The organism is Herbidospora sp. RD11066 (assembly GCF_054661255.1).
The window spans coordinates 144497-164004 of record NZ_BAAGDO010000009.1 but is presented as its reverse complement, the minus strand read 5'-3'; the positions used below and the strand labels follow the sequence as shown (position 1 = coordinate 164004).

Genomic DNA, 19508 nt, shown 5'->3' with positions numbered 1-19508 from the left:
GTTTCGTGACTGCGGCGGTGAATGCCGCTGGAATCACCCTCAGGCCATGCGACAGAGAGCCGTCGCGACGCGGCAGAAGTCAACCGCCCGTCGCTTCGTGAGCTTCTCTGTCGTGGGAGTCATGAGAGCGACAGTACCTTTCGTCTCGCCATCTGTCACATGCCGTCCGCTTACTGAGACGGATTGTCCACGGCCAGAGCGAGCGCCGCGATGACGTCGGCCTTCCTGGGCTGGCCAGATGCCTTTTTCACGATTCTTCCGTCTTTGTCCAGGACGAAAACCGTGGGCGTTCTCATCACGTCGTGGGCGCGTACGAGATCAAGTCTCGATTCGGCGTCGATCTCGACATGACGGACGCCGGGCACCATCTCCGCGACCTCCGCGAGCACCCGCCGGGTCGCCCGGCACGGCTGGCAGAACGCGGTCGAGAACTGGACGAGCGTGGCCCGCTCTCCGAGCGGCTCACCAAGATCCATCGCGCCGTCTCTCTCACGGAACGCGCCCGCGCGCGCCTTCAGCAGGAACCCCGCTAAGGTCCCCGCCGCGAGCGTCACCGCGAGCACGACGAAACCGGTCATCGTCGGGGGCAACCACCGGGAGCCCCGGGTTCATTCCCGGGTCAGCCGACGGGAATGGTGATGAGCCGGGTGCCGTTGGCGGCGCGCAGCTCGAACCGGGCGATCTCGGCGATCGCCAGTGAGGTCGAGCCGGTGAAGGTGGCGGTGCCGTCTTCGTAGGCGCCGCCCGCCTTGACGTCCCAGCTCGCGACCGGGGTGTCGGGGCCCTGGCGCGGGATCGCGAACAGCTGGCACGTGGTGTCGACGGGCACGCCGGTCATGGTGGCGGCGACCTCGGTGCCGCCCTCGCCGGGCGTCAGGTCGAGGCGCAGCGTGACCTTGCCCCGATGACCTTCGACGGTGACGGGCTCGGCGACCATCTTGGTGACCGCCTCGTCGCCGGGCTGGGTGGCGTCGGCGGGCGCGTCGGTCGTGGCCTTCGGAGCCTGGGTGACCCTGGGCGCCTTCGACGGGGCGGCCGGCGGTTCGGCGGACTCGATCTTGATCTCGGACGGGCCGGTGCCCGCCGCGGCGCTGTTCGCGCCGTCTTCCGCCGCCGCATCGGGGGTGTCGGCCGCGGTGTAGCCGGGAGCCCGGGCCGCGGCGCTGGCGGCCGGGGCTGCTTCCGGAGCGCCTCCGGCGGCGGTCATGGCCGGCGATTCGGACGCGGTGTTGAGGACGCTCACGCCGCCCCAGGTCACGATCGCGACGGTCGCGGCCAGGCCCAGCATCATGCGGGTGATCTTGAGGCGCCGGTGGCGCCTGGCCGAGTCGGCCAGCAGGCGGTCGAGGACCGCCCGGGGCGGGGTCGCGGCGTGTTCGACGTCGGCGGCCGACACGCGGCCCAGCATCGGCGGCAGGCCGGACAGCTCGGCCAGTTCGGCCTGACACTCGTCGCAGGTGTCGAGGTGGGCCTCGACCATGGCGGTCTCGCGGGCGTCGAGGGCGCCCAATACGTACACACCCAGAGAGATCTTGACGTCGTCGTGGTTCACGGCGCGAGCCCCCGCTCCTCCAGCGCCAGTTTGAGCGCGCGCAGCGCGTAGTAGGTGCGCGATTTCACGGTGCCCGGCGGGATGCCGAGCGACTCGGAGGCCTCCTTGACCGACTGGCCGCCGTAGTAGACGGCCAGCAGGACCTCACGATGGTCGGGCCGGAGCGAGGCCAGCGCGTCGGCGATGGCCCACGACTCGACGGCCTTGTCGAGTTCGTCGGCGGCCGGGAGGACCGCCAGCGCCTCGTCGCCGGTCTCCTGCGGGCGGGACTTGCGCGCCCTGGCCTGGTCGACGACCAGGTTGCGGGCCACGGTGAACAGCCACGCCCGGACCGGGCGGTCGGCGATGGGGTTCTTCCAGGCCCGGAGGATGGTCTCCTGCACGATGTCCTCCGCCCTCCCCGGGTCACCGGTCAATCGCAGTACGTAACCGTAGAGCGGCCCGGCATGGTCGTCGAAGAGGGCCCTCACGAGTTCCTCGTCGGCCGTCCCGGCTGCGCTCACATCCTCAGAACGCACCCGGCGGCGCTTCGGTTCACCGCGAAAGAGGGACATCGGTCGCCGTCGCGTCGATGGCCAGGCCGCCACCCGGGGCCGACCGGACCTCGGTGATCTCCAGGTCGAGCGGGAGTCCCTTCACCGGGACGGTGAAGGTGATCAGGCGCTCGGCGTTGGGCACGTTGAAGCCGCCCGCGATCGTCACCTTGGCGGGGGTGAGGCGCAGCACGCCGTCTTTGACCGCGACCTTCATGTCGGCGGTGACCGGGACCTTGTTGCCCAGAGCGGTCACCTCGCCGGAGACCCGGACCGTGCCGTTGCCGCCGCCGCCCTCGATCTTGATGCCGCGCGGCGCCCGCGCGTTGAGGGTCTCCTCGGAGATGGTGACCGTGCCGGTGACCCGCTCGGCGGTGATCTCGGTGCCCGAGGCGTTCTGGATCAGATCCATCAGCGGCGCGTTCACGCCGTAGAGGGTCGCCTGGACGTCGCTGAGCCGGATCCCCTCGCGCTCGATGTCACCGATGTCGATGGCGATCTCCTCGTAGCGGCCGCTGATCGCCTGGGTCAGGAACGGCACCCCGTTGACCTGGACGGTCGGCGGGACGTTGAGATCGGCACTGGCCTGGATCTGCTTGGCGATCTCGCGCTGCACACCGGCGACGGCCACGCGGTCGAGGACCACGGCCAACACGATGAGCACGAGCAGCGCCACCACGAGCTTGCGCACCGCATCCTCCGTCGGCCGGGGGGTTTCGGGTCAGCCTATCCGCCGGCAAACGGCGGCAGAACCTCCACGGTGGCACCTTCCGGGAGCATCACCGTGGCGGGGTCGCGGGTGCCGGCCGGGTGGCCGTCGACCAGGAACGAACAGCGCGGCAGCACTCTGGCCAGCGCCTCGGTCCTTGTGATTTTGGTAACAAGCTCGCCAAGTGTTTCCGCGTCGAATGTTTCCTCGCCGACGCCCGCCGCTTCCTTCGCCGCGGCCCAAAAGCGCACTGTTCCCCTAGCCATACGCCTCTCCAGCCCCATTTCCGCGTACTCACAGTGAGCGTTTGGATACGGTGATTCTCCACGTGAAGTGCTGTTCACACGGTGGACGCACATTGGACGCAAAGTTGCTGTGGGCTAATCTACGAGCAACGGGACCTGGGCGACGTAGCCCCCGGGTCCTTACGTGTTTCTACGGCCCTGCCGTTGACGCGGATCGAAGGAGGCGAGCCTGTGATCGTGCACAGCGCGGTGCTCTCCCGGCACGCCCGCCCGTTTGGCGAGGAGGCCTCATGAGCAATTTGCTATTGCTGACCAACGCACTGGAACCGTCCGCCGAAGTTCTGCCGGCGCTCGGGCTGCTGCTCCACTCGGTCCGGGTCGCCCCCGCCGAGGGGACCGCACTGCTCGACGCCCCACCCTCCGACGCGATCCTGGTCGACGCGCGGCGTGAGCTCGTGCAGGCCAAGAGCCTGTGCCGGCTGCTGCGGACCACCGGAATCGACTGCCCGCTCCTGGTCATCGTGACCGAGGGCGGCCTCGCGGCGATGACCGCCGAGTGGGGCGCAGATGACGTGATCCTCGACACCGCCGGCCCGGCCGAGGTCGAGGCCCGCCTCCGGATGGCGATCGGCAAGCTGTCGCTCGCCGCCGCCGAGGAGGTGCCCGACGAGATCCGCAGCGGCGATCTGGCGATCGACGAGGCGACCTACACCGCGCGTCTGCGCGGCCGGGCGCTCGACCTCACCTTCAAGGAGTTCGAGCTGCTCAAGTACCTGGCCCAGCACCCGGGCCGGGTCTTCACCCGAGCCCAGCTCCTCCAGGAGGTCTGGGGTTACGACTACTTCGGCGGCACCCGCACCGTCGACGTCCACGTGCGGCGCCTGCGCGCCAAGCTGGGCGCCGAGTACGAGGCCCTGATCGGCACGGTCCGCAACGTCGGCTACCGCTTCGTGCCCGACCGTGGCAACGAGATGGCCCAGGAGCTGGAAGCCGCTCGCCGCTGAGACATGTCACAGCATGGGAAAAGCCCCCGGTCGTCGTTGACCGGGGGCTTTCCTGTTCGCTACGGCAGAACGGTGATGTGGTTCGCGACCGGGGGCGCGATCGGGGAGTGCGCCACGAAGTAGGCCTCGAACGCGTCGATGTCGAGCGCGCCGCTCCACAGGTCGGTGCCCGCGGTGAAGCCGAGGAAGGCGTCACCGCCGCCGACGAGGAAGTTGTTGGCCGCGACACGGATCGACTGCGTCGGGGTCACCGGCACGCCGTCGATCTTGATGTTCGACACCTTCGAGCCCCAGGCGGCGCTGTTGCTGTAGGAGTAGGTGAAGTTGGACGACGGCTGCAGGATCTTGGTGAAGGCCTGGTTGTTCGGGCCACCCACCCACTGCTGCTCCAGAACCGTCTTGAGCTGGGCGCCGGTCAGCGTGACGACCTGCACGAGGTTGTTGAACGGCTGAACGGTGAACAGCTCGCCGTAGGTGGTCACACCCGCGCCCTCGCCGACGGGCGAGCTGGCGTAGGTGAGGTTCGCCCGCACGCCGCCCGGGTTCATCAGGGCGATCTCGGCGTTGCCGCCGGTCTTGGCGGACTCGAGCTGCGAGTCGGCGATCAGGTTGCCCAGGGGGGACTCACCCGAGGCGACCGCGGTGTTGTTGATGTCGGCGGTGATGTCGCCGACCTTCTTGTTGGCGACGGTCGCGACGCGGGCCTTCCAGTCGTTGATGAACGACACGGTGGCCGGGTCGGGCGTGACGGTGCGGCGCACGACGGTGTTGTCGGCGACGACCGAGGACCGGACGATGTCGCCGGTCGCCTTGTTGATCTTGAAGTCGATCTGGGTCAGCACGCGGCCGAACGACGAGCCCTGCGTGTAGACCCGGGTCTGGCCGGCCGGGTCGATGGCCTGGCAGATGTAGGCCTGGTGCGAGTGACCGCTGATGACGACGTCGATCTCGGGGTCGATGCCCTCGGCGATCCGCGAGCCGGGGCCCTTGGTGATCGGGCAGGCGTCGGGGCTCTGGTTCGGGGTGACCTGGTCACCCTCGTGGACCAGGACGACCTGGGCCTTGATGCCCTTGACGTCGCGGAGGTACTCGGAGGTGCGGTTGGCGGCGGCGACCTCGTCGGTGAACTCGAGCCCGGCGATGCCGGACGCGGTCACGATCGACGGGGTGGTCTTGGTGACCAGGCCGATGAACGCGACCTTCTCGCCGTTGATGCGTTCCACGTAGTAGGGCGAGAGGGCGTCCTTGTTCTTCTTCTTGTCGATCACGTTGGCCGCGATGAACTCGAAGTCGGTGCCCTTCCACTTGCCGGCGGGCGAGCACCCGTCGACCGGGTGGCACTTGCCCTCCATGATGCGCTTGAGCTCGGCGTAACCCTCGTCGAACTCGTGGTTACCGGCGCTGGAGGTGGCCAGCTCGAGCGAGTCGAGGAAGGCGGCGGTCGGCTCGTCGTGGAAAGCGGCCGACAGCAGCGGCGAGGCGCCGATCAGGTCACCGGCCGCGACGAGGACGGTGTCGCGGTTGCGCTGCTGCTTGACGTAGGTGGCGAGGTAGGCGGCGCCGCCCGCGCCGTCGACGATGGTGCCGGTCTCGTCGGCGATGCGGCCGCTGGAGCCCGTCGGGGGCTCCAGGTTGCCGTGCAGGTCGTTGATCGAGAGAATCCGGATCGGAATCAGCTCGTCCTTCTTGTCCTTGCCGGACGCGCTCGCACCCGCGGGGCCGATCGCGAGAGCTATCGCACCCGCCGTGGCGACCGTGGCCACGGCGAGTCTCTTGAGGGAAGCAGGGGTCATGGTCATTGAGCCTAGAGTGACCACCTGGCCAGCCAATGGCTCAAAGGTAACGATTCCCCGTAGCGACACCTGGCGGGATTTGCCAGTAGGGGGTACGTAGAGTGCCTTCCATGAACGCGCACGTGGAGATCAGGGAACGACTGGATGAAGACACGGTTTCCGAGGTCCGGCGGCTCGTCCAGGCCGCGACCGACGCCGATGGCGTCCGCCCGCTGAACGAGCACGTCATGCTCCATCTCCGGTACGGAGGTGACCCCGGCGCCAAGAGCGCACTTTTGTACGACTCGGGCGTTTTGTCAGGTTTTGCCCACTTGGACCCGACGGACGAGGTCGAGGGACCGTCCGGGGAACTGGTCGTCGCCCCCTCCGCCCGCGGACGCGGCCTGGGCCGGATGCTGCTCGACGCGGTCGTCACCGAGACCGGAGGCCGCCTGCGCCTGTGGGCCCACGGCGACCACCCCGCCGCCGGGCGCCTGGCCTCCTCGGCCGGGTTCCAGCGGGTCCGCTCGCTCTGGCAGATGCGCCGCAGCCTGTTCGCCCCGTTCCCGGCCGCCCGGGTGCCCGAGGGCGTGGAGATCCGCACGTTCACGCCCGGCCAGGACGAACTCGAATGGGTCGGCCTCAACGCCCGCGCGTTCGCCCACCACCCCGAGCAGGGCTCCTGGACCATCGACGACGTGAAGCGGCGCGAGGAGGAGCCCTGGTTCGACGCGGCCGGGTTCTTCACGGCCTTCCGGGGGCAGACGATGGCCGGCTTCCACTGGACCAAGGTCCACGGCGACGGCGGCCACGGCCACGAGCCCATCGGCGAGGTGTACGTGGTGGGCGTGGACCCCTCGGAGCAGGGCTCTGGCCTGGGGAAGGCGCTGACGCTGACGGGGCTCTCGCACCTGCGGGCGCTGGGGTTGTCGCAGGTGATGCTGTACGTGGATGAGGACAACGGCGCGGCGATCAGGTTGTACGAGGGCCTGGGCTTCAGCCGCTGGGACGTCGACGTGATGTACGCACCGTCCCCGTGAGATCGCCCGGCCCACCCACCCGGGGCCGGATCAGCATGCCCGATGTTGCCGACGGATTCGGATGCCGCTTCCACGGGCTGTGGATAACCCTGGCCCACCCACCCATGGCGTTGTGGATGACCCGTGACGGCGGCCCGCCGGGAGCGCGGGCTTGACGCCGGATGACAGAGCGCAGCGGAGACGGCGGGCAGTGCCGGGGTGGGCGGAGCCGTAACGGAGAAAAGAAAGGCGTGTGATCCCCGTGATCACACGCCTGTTCTCTTTAATAGGGCTACTCGATGATCGCGTGGGCGATCCAGTAGGTGATGGCCGCGACGATTCCGGCGGCCGGGATGGTCAGGACCCAGGCGGTGACGATGTTGCCGGCGACCCCCCAGCGGACGGCCGACAGGCGCTTGGTCGCGCCGACGCCCATGATCGCGCTGGTGATCGTGTGGGTGGTGGAGATGGGGGCCTGGAAGCCGATGGCCGCGACGTAGAGAACCGTCGCCGCCGCGCTCTCCGCCGCGAAACCCTGGGGCGGGTTGAGGGCGATGATGCGCCGGCCGAGGGTCCGCATGATCCGCCAGCCACCCGCGTAGGTGCCGAGCGAGATCGCCGCCGCGGCGGCCAGGATGACCCACTGCGGGATGTCCTCGCCGGGACCGGCGTATCCCCCGACGACCAGCGCGAGGAAGATCACGCCCATCGTCTTCTGGGCGTCCTGCAGACCGTGGCCGAGGGCCATGGCCGCGGCGGACACCGTCTGGGCGTACCGGAAGCCCCGCCCCGTGGAGTGGGGGTTCGATTTGCGGAAGATCCACAGAATCGCGATCATGATGCCACCCGCGAGGGTGAAGCCGACGAGCGGCGAGATGATCATCGGGATGACCACCTTCTCCAGCACGCCGTCCCAGTGGACGGTCACGCTGGCCGCCAGCGCCGACCCGACGAGCCCGCCGATGAGCGCGTGGGACGAGGAGGAGGGCAGCCCGAAGTACCACGTGATGAGGTTCCACGTGATCGCCCCGACGAGCCCCGCCCCCACGATGACCAGGCCATGCGTGCCTTCGGGCGGCTCGATGATGCCGCTGCCGACGGTCTTGGCGACCTGCTCCCCCAGGTGCGCGCCGATGAAGTTCATGACGGCCGCCATCAACAGCGCGGCCCGGGGAGTCAGCGCCCGCGTCGAGACCGAGGTCGCGATCGCGTTCGCCGCGTCGTGGAACCCATTCGTGTAGTCAAACACCAGTGCGATGACGACCACACTGATGACGAGCGCAAGCTCCACTTAACTTTCCTTGACCGCAATCGACTCGACCGTGTTGGCGACGTGCTCGAAGGCGTCGGCCGCCGACTCGAGCTGGTCGATGACCTCTTTCATCTTGAGGACGGTCAGCGCGTCGTACTCGCCGGAGAAGAGCTTGGCCAGCAGCCGCCGGTAGACCTGGTCGGCCTGGTTCTCGAGCCGGTTGATCTCGATCCAGTATTCGTTGAGGTTGTTCAGGCTCCGCAGCCGCGGCATCGCCTCGGCGGTCAGCTCGGCGGCGCGTTCCAGCACCTCGACCTGCCGCACGACCTCCTTGGGCAGATGATCGATCTGGTAGAGCACGATCAGATCGGCCGCCGCCTCCATGAAGTCCATGACGTCGTCGAGGTTGGACGCGAGCTTGTAGATGTCTTCCCGGTCGAACGGTGTGATGAAGCTCTCGTTCAACCGGTTGAGGATGGCGTGAGTACGCTCGTCGCCCGCGTGTTCACACGCGCGCATCTTCTCAGCGAGAGCCTCACGGTCGGAACCGTCACTGATGATCTCGACCAGCAGCCGTGACGCTGTGACGAGGTTGTTCGCCGAGTCGGCGAACAAGTCGTAGTAACTGTCCTCACGGGGCGTGAGACGCAGACGCACGTGGATCTCCAGATGTGCGGGGACTGTCCGCAGAGAAGAGTAGAGGCAACCAGGCAGAACGTGAACTTAAGGTAGATGTCACCTAATGGTTGCCCAATGGGCTTCCCCTGACACATAAGGTTCTTTGCTCGTTTTAGATCTTGGTGCGGTGGAAGTTCAGGAACGATCTTGACGGGGTGGGGCCGCGCTGGCCCTGGTACCTGGAGTCGTACTTGGCGGAGCCGTAAGGGTGCTCGGCCGGGCTGCTCAGCCGGAAGAGACAGAGCTGACCGATCTTCATGCCGGGCCACAGCTTGATGGGCAGCGTGGCGACGTTGCTGAGCTCCAGAGTGACGTGACCGTCGAACCCCGGGTCGATGAAGCCGGCGGTCGAGTGGGTGAGGAGGCCCAGCCTTCCCAGGCTCGACTTCCCCTCCAGACGGCTGGCGATGTCATCGGGCAACGAGATGACCTCGTAGGTGCTGGCGAGGACGAACTCCCCGGGGTGGAGGATGAACGGTTCGTCCGTCTCCGGCTCCACCAGTCTCGTCAGGTCGGGCTGCTCGATCGACGGGTCGATGTGGGGGTAGCGGTGGTTCTCGAAGACCCGGAACATCCGGTCCAGCCTCACGTCGATGCTGGACGGTTGGATCATGTCGGGGTCGTAGGGGGTGAGCCTGACTCTGCCCCGTTCCACCTCGGCTTTGATGTCGCGATCTGAAAGCAGCACGGACCACAGGGTAGTGGGAAGTGGGGCGTGTACCTGGCGGGGATCATGTAGAGTGGGCGATGCACCTTGCGGGTGTAGTTCAATGGCAGAACATCAGCTTCCCAAGCTGACAGCGCGGGTTCGATTCCCGTCACCCGCTCTTGGGCGAGCCCTGCTCGGCGCTTTTGGCGCCTTCGCGGGGCTTTTGTCATTCTGGGGGGCGACCCCCAGACCCCCGCTGTCAGGGGGCTTCGCCCCCTCACGCTCCCCCCGGCCGCTATCGCGTCCTGACATCGCTATCGCTCTGGGTCGCTGCGCTCCTTGCGAGGGCGCTCCGCCCCTCGCGCTCCCTGGCAAGGCCTCGCTGCGCTCGGGTTGCTGCTCGCTTCGCTCGTTAAGACTTTCTTTCTTTACGGCTTCGCCTGGCCGGTGGCCGATCGACTTCGGCTGCCCGGTCACTGTGGGCCGACAAGGTCATGTCTGGCGGAGTTGCTCATATCTCATGGCGATCCGGCGAGCGGCCGTTACGTAGTCACTCGCAGGGTTGAAGGCGTAAACCGGACGACCAGACCTGGATGTGCGCCCTGACTGCCAGCGGAACCAGTGGCCGTTGGTCCACACGACAAGGCCGTACCAGAGCGATAGCAAGCGACCAGTAATACCCTCACGATCGCCTGGTGGGGTTGAGCGCCGTAGGTGGTCGTGGCGATCGCCGGTCTGAGGCTTCGTTCCTCAGCCCCAGCCCATCGGAGACGTAGCGTCAAGGCTTAAAGCAAGCTGGCCTTCGCTCAACCAAGCAGATCGACGAACGGTGCGAGGGAGTAGGTGCTCCCGTCTGCCCCTGGTAAAGCCTCGCTTCGTTCAGACTGCTCTCGCTTCGCTGTCAGTGGAGGAGGAGGCTAGAAGCCGTGCAGCAACCGTCCATTTGGAGCCGAGCGCGCGATTGAACGAGCACTCGATTCGCTGCCGGCTTATAGCCCTTACGGCCGATACCTTAAAAGGGCGGTTTCGACAGCGTGGCGTGGAATGCCAACTCTCTCTAGATTTAGGATGCGAATTCTGTTCAGCCTGGAGTCGTATGCGGACATGCTTGGACTTGTGGTTAGCAGGGACGAGGCCGGGGTTGGTTGAGCGAGTAAGAAATCTCCAAGGGCTACGACATCTGCATAGTCACCAGGCCAATCGTCACCTAACCCGATATGAATGTCTACAACCTCTGACCAAGGGACAATAAGTGGGCGGCTTCCCCATTTCACCAACTTCACCTCTAGATCACTTACCTCTAACCTGCCACCTAAGAACCGCAACAATGTGGAAGAGTCGGAGCCTGCAACTGGAGAATCACCGCCACGCCGCCCAGCGCCTGTTGGTAGTCCGAGGTAAATCTGCAGGAGTGCGAAGATGGCCAACACGGTAAGTACACCCCATATCCATGGAGTGTACGACTCGGGTATTTTTATGGTGTTTGTTGCAAGATTGCCAATCAAGGGAAAAGCGACCAGCGCTAGCGCCCAGAGGGCAAAAGCGGCACGGTGACGCATACGTGCCCCGCTCCTTATATCTTTTTGTTCAATGCAGACGACCTAAGATAGCCATAAAATATGCGGGAGGGTGGAAGTGACTCCAAAGATTATCGCCGTGACAATCACAGAATAGATCAGGTGAACAATGCGAGAGACACCAGCCCGCTCAAGCCGCTTAATGCCATAGGCAAACCAAACAGGGATGATCAAGCCAATCAATGTTGCCACCTTAAGGATCATAGCCCTGTCGAATGCCAATTGGTACATGACACCTAGGTAGGCTGGTAGACCATAGACCGTAAGGGGCCCTATACACCAACCGATGATGCCGCCCCAGCGAATCCTTCGGTCGTCAATGTAGGCCATTATGCTTGCAGGCAGTTCTAGATCGGGACGCCCGATTAATCCACCCATAATAGCAAACTTTCGCAGAGCCTCCTTTAAGGCGATTTCGAGATCCTGGCATTTTTTCTCAGCCTTTTCCTTAGCCTCACGAGCCTCTTTTAAGTCGGCATTCAGTCGTTCAATCTCCACTTCGATGCCTTTTTGCGCCTGAACGAGAACAGCGCGGTCATCACGTTTGCGCTGTTCAATTTCTCGCTGCCTTCTGGCAGGTATGGCCTTTAGTTCGGTCGATTCCTCCAATTCTCTTCCCTCTTGTTGTACTAGGCTTACCTCCCCACGTAATGCCGATATCACGTCGATAAGTGTCCGCAGTCGCTCATCTGCCTCTTCCTTGGCCGCATTGGCGATTTCGACCTTTGCTCGCAGATCCTCTACTTCATACCGAGCGTTGGCGCTTGCCCGTACGGCCTCAAGCCGCAGTCGTTGCGCTCGTTCGATCTCTCCAGTGGACAACGGTCGCCGATTCGCGGCAGCAGCGTCCTTCAGTAACGAGGATATGAAGTCAGGCGGAGGAATCTCTTGCCCACGCAGGAAGCGCGAGATCAACCGAGTGCTCATTGATTTTTCTTGAGCATATTCTCGAATTGATTTGTCAAGTTGATTGAACAATAAGTTGATATACTCTGCGAGCTTGTGTACCTCTGGCAAGAGGTCGTCCGGAAGAGACTTCGATCGGCTCGTGGGCATAACTCACCTTGGCATGACAGCTTGACGGATTACTAGTGCCAAGCGTGGTCATCGACTAAACCAGATATGGGCTGGTCAGACGTCGATCATGCACCGTCAGGTAGTGCTCCCGGGCTTCCGTGGAGTCACTTTGCTTGACTTGTGGCCGGGCACCCAGGCTAGCCAGGTAGGTAGACACACATACCGCAGGTTATAGGGACGCTTGTCTAGCAGCGTGTCAGCTGCAGCCCGCTAGGACGCGTTCCGAAGTGCCGCACCAAGCAAGCGTGTCGCTGCTGGAAAATGAAGGAGATCGCCGATAGGTGAGTTGATCGGCCACCAGGAACCTGACCACATGAGATCTCACGGCCCCTCAGGGTGACGCAGCGGTTCGACTCAAGCGATGAGTATCGCGCCTGACGGACGCCCTCACCGCGTGTTCGCCATGCACTGGCAGGCGTACTGCGTGCCATTAGCCAAGGCAAGGAGGGGTCAACCACGGTCAGGCGTGACCAACAAGCTTCCCAGGTCAAGGCCCCCACAGGCCGTGATCCATGCACTTCCCAAGCTGACAGCGCGGGTTCGATTCCCGTCACCCGCTCTCGGGCGAGCTTTGCTCGCGCTTTTGGCGCCTTCGCGGGGCTTTTGTCATTCTGGGGGGCGACCCCCAGACCCCCGCTGTCAGGGGGCTTCCGCCCCCTCACGCTCCCCCTGGCCCGCTTCGCGGTCCTGGCATCGCTTCACCTCTGGGTCGCTTTCGCTCCTTGCCAGGGCGCTCCGCCCCTCGCGCTCCCTGGCAAGGCCTCGCTGCGCTCGGGATGCTGCTCGCTTCGCTCGTTCAATCCCTTTTTCCGTTACGGCTTCGCCTGGCCGGCCGCCCAACCGTCTCCTGCCACCCGTCAGGAGACCCGATGCTCGTGGTGACTCCAGTGGGCCGAAGGATTTGGTTGGCGTCATCAGCCTGAGCCGTTCCTTCGCGGGCGAGCTGGCATCATCAGAGGAGGAGGCTGAGACTATGAACTTCGATCGGATCACCGTGGAGCCTGGGAGGCTTGAAGGTAAGCCGACCATCCGTAGCCTGCGCATGTCTGTCGAGACGCTGGTGAGGCTGGTCGCCGGAGGATGGACTTTCGACGAGATCCTCTCCGATTACCCCGACCTGGAGCTTGAGGACATCAGGCAGGCGCTCGAATACGCAGCGGCCTCCACGAACGTCCACTTCTACAGTCTCCGCGAACCGGCGTGAACTTCCTGATCGACGAGAACCTTTCGCCCCGAGTCGCCGAGCTGTTGAGCAAGGCCGGTCACGATGCGGTACACGTACGCGATCTCCACGCGACGAGTGCTCCAGACGTGACGATCATGGAGCTCGCTGTACATGGCGGAAGGGTGATCGTGTCTGCGGACACTGACTTCGGGGCGCTTCTGGCCTATAGCCGCGCTACCGAACCATCCGTCATCCTCGTACGAGAGCTGATCGGACTCCGGCCACCAGAACTCGTCAACATCATTCTGGCCAACCTCGAGGTTCTCCAGGAGCATCTCGAGTCGGGAGCAGTCACGGCTTTCTCGCCGAACGGCATCCGAGTACGAGCGCTCCCCCTACGCTGAAGCCATCGATGATCCCCTTGCCAGAACGCAGGGTCACTCAAAGGCTCTCACGGGTTGTCACGGTCAACCGTCTTCACCTGTTGGACTGGATTCACCCAGCTTGGATAACAGCCTTCAGCCGTTGGTTCCCAAGTTGAACAGCGCAGGTTCGATTCCCGTCACCCACTCTTGGGCGAGCCCTGCTCGGCGCTTCTGGCGCCTTCGCAGGACTTTGCGTTGCCTGGGCCCCGCATGCGAAGGGACTTCTTCCCCTCGCGCTCCCCCTGGTCCGCTGTCGCGTCCCCGTCGTCGCGTCGCTCCTTGCGAAGGCGCTCCGCCCCTCGCGCTCCCTGGCAAGGCCTCGCTTCGCTCGGTCGGCTGCTCGCTTCGCTCGTAGAACCATTTTCTATTACGGCTTCGCCCAGCCTGCAGCCGATCGACTTCGGGGCCGGTTCCTCCGGTCGACCAGGTCTCACGCTCAGGTCTCACGTGACTTGGCGAGAAGAGGACCGCTGGGCAAGGCCGCACAGAGGCCCGGGACATACCGGTTCCCGTGGCGGGAGCCTTCAACTCGTCATTTCAACCCGCCCTCCCGCGGGTTGAACCAGGCCCGTGTGACGTACATGGTGGAGGAAAGAGATCTCCCTTTCCCTCAGCAGCGGAGGTTGGCATGTCGGTCGACGAGTCGGGGACTACACGTCGTACGGTGATCGTCAGGAGCCTGACCGGCGGATTCGCCGCCGTGCTCGGCTTGGTCGGAATACGCCCGGCGCACGCGTCCGTGGAGACTGCGGCCGAGGACGCGACTGCGGGAGTGGTCCTCGCCAAGACCAAGAGCATCCCTGTACGCGGTGGGAAGATCATCAAAGGAAAGTACGTCGTGACCCAGCCCAAGAAGGGGGTGTTCCGGGTGTTCAGTGCGAAATGCACCCACCAGGGGTGCACCGTGGCGAGCGTCAGCGGCGGCACGATCAACTGCCCCTGCCATGGCAGCAAGTTCGCGATCTCCACGGGATCCGTCGTGCAGGGCCCGGCCAACAAGCCACTGCCCCGGAAGCAGATCACCGTCTCCCGCGGGGTCATCCGTCTCAAGTGATTCCCGGTCCGGCTGTATGCACGGGATCACGGGCCTTGGTCTGCTGGATTGAGTGAGCGTCTTTCCTAGAGGACGACTTCAAGGAAGACATGACCTCGTCGCAGCCGAGGCCAGATCCTGCTACACCGACTTCTGGGACGGGAATCGGCTTATCGCTCCGATCCATGAGCAGCCCGAACTGGGCATTCTCAGCTCAATCAAGATCGTTAATGCTCTTTACAAGCAGGATGCCAGGAGTTCGAAATCTCCTAGGCACCACCGGCTGAACGGCACTTCCCTAGACCAAGAAGTGGCGTTCGTACCATTAGCCGACGGGTCGTCACGCCGCGTTCGGCCTCCACCCGAGCACTCACGGGCGGCAGTCGGGCGGGCGGCGTGGAAGTCGCCCCCAGCCGCCGGCAGCTCAAGCCGCTATGAACATCACAGTGTTCCTGACGGGACTCGAACCCGCATCAACGTAGCCAGGTGAGGAAATCGCGCTTCCCTGCCGGGGGCTAAGGTTCCCCAACCCGCACGGTTACCCGTACAGGCCCGGTCCCGGTGCATCCGCAACCCTCTGGCATGACACCCTTCGTTTTGGGCCGCTCTATCCAGTTGAGCTACAGGAACATTGGTGATCAGCAGCAAAGTCATCATCAGACGGCGTAGCCCCAGCCGCAAGAGCTCTTGCCCCCGGTGGAGGCCAATCACAGTCACGCACAAAGGGTCGCAGGAGCCTAACAGGGGCAGAAGCGGGTGACCGTAGCTCACCTCACCTCAAAGCGCCTGAACCGCAGTCAGGCTCTTGTGATGTCAGGGGGCTTTGCCCCCTCACACTCCCCCGGCCCGCTATCGCGTCCCCGCCGTCGCTTCGCTCGAAGGCGCTCCACCCCTCGCGCTCCCAGGCAAGGCCTCGCTTCGCTCGTGAAGACCTTCTTTCTTTACGGCTTCGCCTGCTCTCTGGCCGACCGACTCTGGTTCCCCGATCACTGTGGGCCGACAGTGTCATGTCTGGCCGAGTTGCTCATTTCTCATGGCTGGCTCAGGAAACGGGCCAGAATTTGGGCGGAGTCTCGGACGGTACGCAGAGTTTGTACCTTGAGCCGGGGCTCGGGTCGATACCGGTCAAGACGACGAGATGCTGGGCCGTGGCATGGGCGAGCAGGTTCAGGACGCCCGGAAGCGCCGCGCAGACAGTCGCGATTGCGATGCCCGTGCCGGTGAGGCCGGCGTGCTTGTGCGGGTATTGGATGCGGTGGATACCGGAGCGCGATTGCTTCGACCTCATGCGGGCGCTGCATCTGCTTGGCATCGTTGGTCAGGACTGCCCCGAACCCCTCGTCGGCGGCCATCGGCCACAAGGCCAGGTCCTTAGCGCCCTTCCAGCCGTCGAGGTCGAGGACGTGAGTGATCTCGTGGAGATCCTCGACGAGATTTCTGATGGCTACGGCGATGGGGGTGGCGACGTTCTCGTCGAGCAGCAGCCTCAAGCGGCCGTCCCGGTCTGCGGGCGGTAGCTCTCGACGTACCTCGCGAAGTCCAAGGCGTCTCGGGCGGCTTCAGGAGAGACCTGCGGGTAGAAGCGCTGAATACGTTCGGGGGCGACGCCGTCGCGGAGCAGGCCCGCGACTTCCTCGTAAGGTACGCGGGTTCCTTCAATGACCGGTTCGCCGCCGCGGATCTCCGGGTCGACTTCCAGGTGCTCCCGGGGCTTCATGAGGTCGGGGATCTGGCGGCCCTGGACGTAGAAGGGCCGGAGGACGTCTATGAACTGGTCGATGACGATCTGCCCGCCACGTTTGACCAGGTCGATCGCATGCTCAGGTTCGACCAGGTAGATCGTCGACAGGTCGGCCACGAGCTTGTACGCCGAAAGGTGTTCGGCGAAGCCGAGGCCGAAGCGGAGCTCGTTGAGGGCCTTGCGGATGCTCTGCAGAGACTGCTCGCGGCGGAGGCTGACGCAGGTTCGGAGGGCGACGATGTCCTTGAAGGAGTAGAGAATCGGGCGTTCCGGTGAGATCTCCGGGACGAGAATCGGGGTTCCGTCCGGGCCGGGTTTCCGCCAGTGCTGGAGCTGCCTCAGCGTGGCGCCGGACAACGCGGCCGCGAGTCTCGGCTCGTACGACATGGATCCTCACCCCCTCTCGTCTCTACCCATCATCGCAAAGGAGTTCAGCCTGACACAGGCGAATCGGACGTGCCCGAACAGCGCCCGATGGTGGGACTGTAGCCTCGCTAGGCTCGCGGGATGTTCGGGTGGTTTCGGAGGGATCGTCGGGTGGAAGTCCAGATCGTTCAGGGGCGGCTTGCCGAAGTGCCGACCGCTGAGGCGAAGGGTATGGATCGGCGCGCCTTTGGCGAGTTCGTGGGCCCCCAGGGTGAATTGGCCTCCTACGCCTTCGGGTGGACGACCGGGGAGGAGCCGAGAGTCGCCCGCTTGACGGTCGGGATCGGCGCCGGCAATCCCGGGGGCGGAACATTCCACGCCGTGGTGTTCGAGAACGAGGACGGTCATGCGTTCTCGCTCACCGATGAGCCGTTTGAGCGGGTGCCTGAGGGCGGACCGGACCTGACTGCAGACGAGGCACGCGCCCATCCGGACCTGCCGTTCATCTGGTGGGTCGTAGACCAGGTCATAGAACGTGATCAGCGCGCGTTGTGGATGCGGCATTGGCTTCTCGGCACCTCTTGCATCCAGACCGCTGAAGTCTTCGACCTTCGTGAGCCTGTTCTCCTCATCGGTCATGACGCCGGGGATGGCCTCTGGCAGCTCATCGGCACCACGGCCGCCGACAGCAGCGGAAAGATCGGCCATCTCCACCATGCGGTGGACACGGATCCGACCCTGGCCGAGGTGCTCGACCTGCCCCCGGGCCACACCGCGACCCGCCCCCACGTCGGAGCACCCTGGACCCGCCACCACGGCTACCCGGCGTAGATGCCCAGGCACGTCTCCTTCAGCTCGACCAGATCAAAGTGGACGTTGCGCGGTTCCAGCCTCAGCGGCGTCCACACATGTTCGAGAGGCGGCCATCTAGTGGCGGAGAGCGGTTTGACCTTTCCATGTTGGCGTGAGGAGGGCCTCGTCACCCTCGCAGGCCTTCTTACCTCTCTGGGTTCGATGGTCGAGGGATACCGGTGGCGGTTGGTGGTGGACGAACTGCTCAGCCCCCGCCACCGGGAGATCACCGAAGCCGCGGAAAGCTTCCTCATTCGTACTGAGCAGCTTGTCGCGATGTTCGGAGACGATGCTCAGCTCATCGATGGTGAGTTGACCGCTCACGATGCGGACGGGTCGGCTGTAGATCTGACGATTCGCGCCCTGGACAGCACGTGGTGGGACGTGGAGACGACCATGCAGGAAGTTCTGGACGAGGTATCGCGGCTCTATCCCGATGCGGAGGCGTTGCCTTAGCCATACTGCTTGATCACTTGGTCGGCGACTTGGAACGTCGTCCGGCAGTCGGGGCAGGTCGCGTCTCCGAAAAGGTGGAGCAGTTTCATCGCGAGGTTCTCCCGGCCGAGACTCTGCGCCATGTCGTACATGCGCCGCGCCAGAAGGTCGAGTCCGGAGGGAAGCGCAGGAGCCAGCTCACCCTTCGGAGGGTCGTCCTCGATCGCGTAGTCGCCCGAAGTAGCGAAATAGCCGTCCGCACCTATCGCGACGAAGAGATGGACACCGCAGCCGGGGCAGTTCTCCAGCTCGAACTCCCCTTGCGCCAACTGATCCAGACTTTCGTCCCAGACCGGCACGTTCTCGAAGGCGAGCAGCGCCTGCAGCATGTAGGTGAACGAGTCCTCGTCAATGGCGGCGTGCATGGTCTCATCGGTCAGGACCAGCAGTTCTTCGATCTCCGGAGCATGGATCGCGCGTACGTCCCCGGCTCCGTGTGGTTGTCTCGCCCCGGCCACGATCGAGCCGCACAGGGAGAGGATCATGGTGCGGTCTTCAGGGGCCCAGGTTCGGGCGATCTCCGTCAGGCGTGGAAGCGCGGCGAAGCTCGCCGGATAGACCGTCATCTGGTGGCAGATGCACGACCACAGCTCCTCCCATACCTCTGCGCGGGAATCCGGTACGAGCTGATCGAGTAGATCGGGAATGTTCTCCGCGGAGCCATAGGCATGGGTGAGCCGGGACCAATCCGTCATGTCGGCCATCCAACCAGGCTGCTCGACGTCGCGAACAAGGGCTGAGCGCACCACCGCCATTAGGCTCACGGGCGCACCGTCGAGCGATGGCGAACCCGAGAGGAAACACCGTCCGTGCATGACTACGACGTCCCGGCCTGGGGGCCGCTTCCCGTTCGTCCGGCGGCGCTGCGATGGCTGCTGCTTCTGCCCCTGACCCTGGTGGTTCTGCCGCTGTGGTGGGTGGTGTGGGTCGTCCTCGCGATCTGCCTCTACTGCTTGGCGCCGGTGGCCCAGCTGATCGTCTACGTCGTGCCGCGTGCCGAGAAGGGCGCGATCCGCATGCTGGACGCCACATTGGGCCGATTACCGTTCGTCCCGCTGTGGTGCGTGACCCCGGTGGCGCTGGTGCGGGAGGGCGACACGGCGTACTACCAAGAGCGTGTGGACCGGCGCGTCGAGAAGCAGACCCGACGCGTGGAGACCTCTCAGTACCACCGCGACCTGGAACTCGGCGCACACTACTTCCGCGGCGCCGGCGCCGGTTACGTCCTGCGCGTCGCCTCGGAGCAGGGCTGGAACCTTCACCCGGTGCTGCGCTCGCACCCCCGGCGACGGCTCCGGCTGCGTCACAACGGCCGACCACGGCCTGACCTCAGGGCGGGACGGTGACCGCCGGCGTGGCCACGT

General features: G+C 64.9%; 22 protein-coding genes and 1 tRNA gene. 9 read left to right on the top strand and 14 right to left on the bottom strand.

Translation table 11 applies throughout. The annotated features are described in order from the left end of the window. Nucleotides 1-39 precede the first annotated feature (39 nt). Genes ACYQ78_RS30295 through ACYQ78_RS30270 form a run of 6 tightly spaced genes read right to left on the bottom strand, consistent with a single transcriptional unit; the run spans nt 40 to nt 3060 of the window. A complete protein-coding gene (locus ACYQ78_RS30295) occupies nt 40-123 on the bottom strand; it encodes a putative leader peptide (RefSeq protein WP_369408764.1) in 84 nt (27 codons plus the stop codon). Between the two features lie 47 nt (nt 124-170). Beyond that, the gene (locus ACYQ78_RS30290) at nt 171-578 is read right to left on the bottom strand and encodes a TlpA family protein disulfide reductase (protein WP_459804369.1); all 408 of its coding nucleotides are present in this window, start codon (nt 576-578) and stop codon (nt 171-173) included. 41 nt (nt 579-619) lie between these two features. After that, the gene (locus ACYQ78_RS30285) at nt 620-1552 is read right to left on the bottom strand and encodes an anti-sigma factor family protein (RefSeq protein WP_459804368.1); all 933 of its coding nucleotides are present in this window, start codon (nt 1550-1552) and stop codon (nt 620-622) included. Continuing rightward, on the bottom strand, nt 1549-2055 hold the full coding sequence (locus ACYQ78_RS30280; RefSeq protein WP_459804367.1) for a sigma-70 family RNA polymerase sigma factor: 507 nt from the start codon (nt 2053-2055) through the stop codon (nt 1549-1551). Before ACYQ78_RS30280 ends, ACYQ78_RS30285 begins: the two co-directional genes overlap by 4 nt. 31 nt (nt 2056-2086) lie before the next feature. Next, nucleotides 2087-2776, bottom strand: coding sequence for an LmeA family phospholipid-binding protein (locus ACYQ78_RS30275; protein WP_459804366.1), 690 nt, complete (start codon nt 2774-2776; stop codon nt 2087-2089). A 35-nt stretch (nt 2777-2811) separates the two neighbouring features. Beyond that, on the bottom strand, nt 2812-3060 hold the full coding sequence (locus ACYQ78_RS30270; protein ID WP_459804365.1) for a MoaD/ThiS family protein: 249 nt from the start codon (nt 3058-3060) through the stop codon (nt 2812-2814). 269 nt (nt 3061-3329) lie between these two features. On the opposite strand from ACYQ78_RS30270, the gene ACYQ78_RS30265 reads away from it, so the two are divergent. Beyond that, nucleotides 3330-4043 (top strand): winged helix-turn-helix transcriptional regulator, encoded by a 714-nt coding sequence (locus tag ACYQ78_RS30265; protein WP_459804364.1) that lies wholly within the window; start codon nt 3330-3332, stop codon nt 4041-4043. A 59-nt stretch (nt 4044-4102) separates the two neighbouring features. Here the strand turns inward: ACYQ78_RS30265 and ACYQ78_RS30260 are convergent, their stop codons facing one another. Further along, the gene (locus tag ACYQ78_RS30260) at nt 4103-5836 is read right to left on the bottom strand and encodes a bifunctional metallophosphatase/5'-nucleotidase (protein WP_459804363.1); all 1734 of its coding nucleotides are present in this window, start codon (nt 5834-5836) and stop codon (nt 4103-4105) included. Nucleotides 5837-5946: 110 nt separating this feature from the next. On the opposite strand from ACYQ78_RS30260, the gene mshD reads away from it, so the two are divergent. Next, nucleotides 5947-6855, top strand: coding sequence for a mycothiol synthase (gene mshD, locus ACYQ78_RS30255; RefSeq protein WP_459804362.1), 909 nt, complete (start codon nt 5947-5949; stop codon nt 6853-6855). A gap of 271 nt (nt 6856-7126) precedes the next feature. Here mshD and ACYQ78_RS30250 read toward each other — a convergent pair whose 3' ends face one another. The 3 genes from ACYQ78_RS30250 to dcd all read right to left on the bottom strand — a co-directional run bounded on the left by ACYQ78_RS30250 (nt 7127) and on the right by dcd (nt 9452). Continuing rightward, complete coding sequence (locus ACYQ78_RS30250; RefSeq protein WP_459804361.1) at nt 7127-8125, bottom strand: inorganic phosphate transporter; 999 nt, start codon at nt 8123-8125, stop codon at nt 7127-7129. Then, nucleotides 8126-8743, bottom strand: coding sequence for a DUF47 domain-containing protein (locus tag ACYQ78_RS30245; protein WP_062345265.1), 618 nt, complete (start codon nt 8741-8743; stop codon nt 8126-8128). It abuts the gene before it with no gap. A 133-nt stretch (nt 8744-8876) separates the two neighbouring features. Beyond that, nucleotides 8877-9452 (bottom strand): dCTP deaminase, encoded by a 576-nt coding sequence (gene dcd / locus ACYQ78_RS30240; protein WP_459804360.1) that lies wholly within the window; start codon nt 9450-9452, stop codon nt 8877-8879. Nucleotides 9453-9520: 68 nt separating this feature from the next. Here dcd and ACYQ78_RS30235 point away from each other — a divergent pair. Then, a tRNA-Gly gene (locus tag ACYQ78_RS30235) sits at nt 9521-9591 on the top strand. Between the two features lie 1423 nt (nt 9592-11014). On the opposite strand, the gene ACYQ78_RS30230 is transcribed toward ACYQ78_RS30235, so the two are convergent. Then, the gene (locus ACYQ78_RS30230; RefSeq protein ID WP_459804359.1) at nt 11015-12046 is read right to left on the bottom strand and encodes a hypothetical protein; all 1032 of its coding nucleotides are present in this window, start codon (nt 12044-12046) and stop codon (nt 11015-11017) included. 922 nt (nt 12047-12968) lie between these two features. Between ACYQ78_RS30230 and ACYQ78_RS30225 the strand changes: the two genes are divergently transcribed. The 3 genes from ACYQ78_RS30225 (at nt 12969) to ACYQ78_RS30215 (ending at nt 14711) form a co-directional block, all read left to right on the top strand. Next, complete coding sequence (locus ACYQ78_RS30225) at nt 12969-13271, top strand: DUF433 domain-containing protein (RefSeq protein ID WP_459804358.1); 303 nt, start codon at nt 12969-12971, stop codon at nt 13269-13271. Then, nucleotides 13268-13636: a DUF5615 family PIN-like protein gene (locus tag ACYQ78_RS30220; protein ID WP_459804357.1), complete on the top strand. Its 369-nt coding sequence runs from the start codon at nt 13268-13270 to the stop codon at nt 13634-13636. The genes ACYQ78_RS30225 and ACYQ78_RS30220 overlap by 4 nt, the downstream gene beginning before the upstream one ends. Before the next feature lie 649 nt (nt 13637-14285). Next, a complete protein-coding gene (locus tag ACYQ78_RS30215; RefSeq protein WP_459804356.1) occupies nt 14286-14711 on the top strand; it encodes a Rieske (2Fe-2S) protein in 426 nt (141 codons plus the stop codon). 1010 nt (nt 14712-15721) lie between these two features. Here the strand turns inward: ACYQ78_RS30215 and ACYQ78_RS30210 are convergent. Next, the gene (locus ACYQ78_RS30210; protein ID WP_459804355.1) at nt 15722-16180 is read right to left on the bottom strand and encodes a DUF5615 family PIN-like protein; all 459 of its coding nucleotides are present in this window, start codon (nt 16178-16180) and stop codon (nt 15722-15724) included. Continuing rightward, nucleotides 16177-16818, bottom strand: coding sequence for a DUF433 domain-containing protein (locus ACYQ78_RS30205; RefSeq protein ID WP_459804354.1), 642 nt, complete (start codon nt 16816-16818; stop codon nt 16177-16179). The genes ACYQ78_RS30210 and ACYQ78_RS30205 overlap by 4 nt, the downstream gene beginning before the upstream one ends. 150 nt (nt 16819-16968) lie before the next feature. Between ACYQ78_RS30205 and ACYQ78_RS30200 the strand changes: the two genes are divergently transcribed. Both ACYQ78_RS30200 and ACYQ78_RS30195 read left to right on the top strand, forming a co-directional pair. After that, on the top strand, nt 16969-17628 hold the full coding sequence (locus ACYQ78_RS30200) for a hypothetical protein (protein ID WP_459804353.1): 660 nt from the start codon (nt 16969-16971) through the stop codon (nt 17626-17628). Between the two features lie 213 nt (nt 17629-17841). Further along, nucleotides 17842-18105 (top strand): hypothetical protein, encoded by a 264-nt coding sequence (locus ACYQ78_RS30195; RefSeq protein WP_459804352.1) that lies wholly within the window; start codon nt 17842-17844, stop codon nt 18103-18105. Here the strand turns inward: ACYQ78_RS30195 and ACYQ78_RS30190 are convergent. Then, complete coding sequence (locus ACYQ78_RS30190; RefSeq protein WP_459804351.1) at nt 18102-18848, bottom strand: hypothetical protein; 747 nt, start codon at nt 18846-18848, stop codon at nt 18102-18104. The genes ACYQ78_RS30195 and ACYQ78_RS30190 overlap by 4 nt on opposite strands. A gap of 105 nt (nt 18849-18953) precedes the next feature. Between ACYQ78_RS30190 and ACYQ78_RS30185 the strand changes: the two genes are divergently transcribed. Next, nucleotides 18954-19490 (top strand): hypothetical protein, encoded by a 537-nt coding sequence (locus ACYQ78_RS30185; RefSeq protein ID WP_459804350.1) that lies wholly within the window; start codon nt 18954-18956, stop codon nt 19488-19490. The last annotated feature ends 18 nt before the right edge of the window (nt 19491-19508 follow it).

Coding starts and splice junctions, on each gene's coding strand:
- ACYQ78_RS30270 (WP_459804365.1), bottom strand. CDS start 3,060: ATGGCTAGGGGAACAGTGCGCTTTTGGGCCGCGGCGAAGGAAGCGGCG.
- ACYQ78_RS30295 (WP_369408764.1), bottom strand. CDS start 123: ATGACTCCCACGACAGAGAAGCTCACGAAGCGACGGGCGGTTGACTTC.
- ACYQ78_RS30260 (WP_459804363.1), bottom strand. CDS start 5,836: ATGACCCCTGCTTCCCTCAAGAGACTCGCCGTGGCCACGGTCGCCACG.
- ACYQ78_RS30215 (WP_459804356.1), top strand. CDS start 14,286: ATGTCGGTCGACGAGTCGGGGACTACACGTCGTACGGTGATCGTCAGG.
- ACYQ78_RS30230 (WP_459804359.1), bottom strand. CDS start 12,046: ATGCCCACGAGCCGATCGAAGTCTCTTCCGGACGACCTCTTGCCAGAG.
- ACYQ78_RS30265 (WP_459804364.1), top strand. CDS start 3,330: ATGAGCAATTTGCTATTGCTGACCAACGCACTGGAACCGTCCGCCGAA.
- ACYQ78_RS30190 (WP_459804351.1), bottom strand. CDS start 18,848: ATGGCCGACATGACGGATTGGTCCCGGCTCACCCATGCCTATGGCTCC.
- mshD (WP_459804362.1), top strand. CDS start 5,947: ATGAACGCGCACGTGGAGATCAGGGAACGACTGGATGAAGACACGGTT.
- ACYQ78_RS30205 (WP_459804354.1), bottom strand. CDS start 16,818: ATGTCGTACGAGCCGAGACTCGCGGCCGCGTTGTCCGGCGCCACGCTG.
- ACYQ78_RS30290 (WP_459804369.1), bottom strand. CDS start 578: ATGACCGGTTTCGTCGTGCTCGCGGTGACGCTCGCGGCGGGGACCTTA.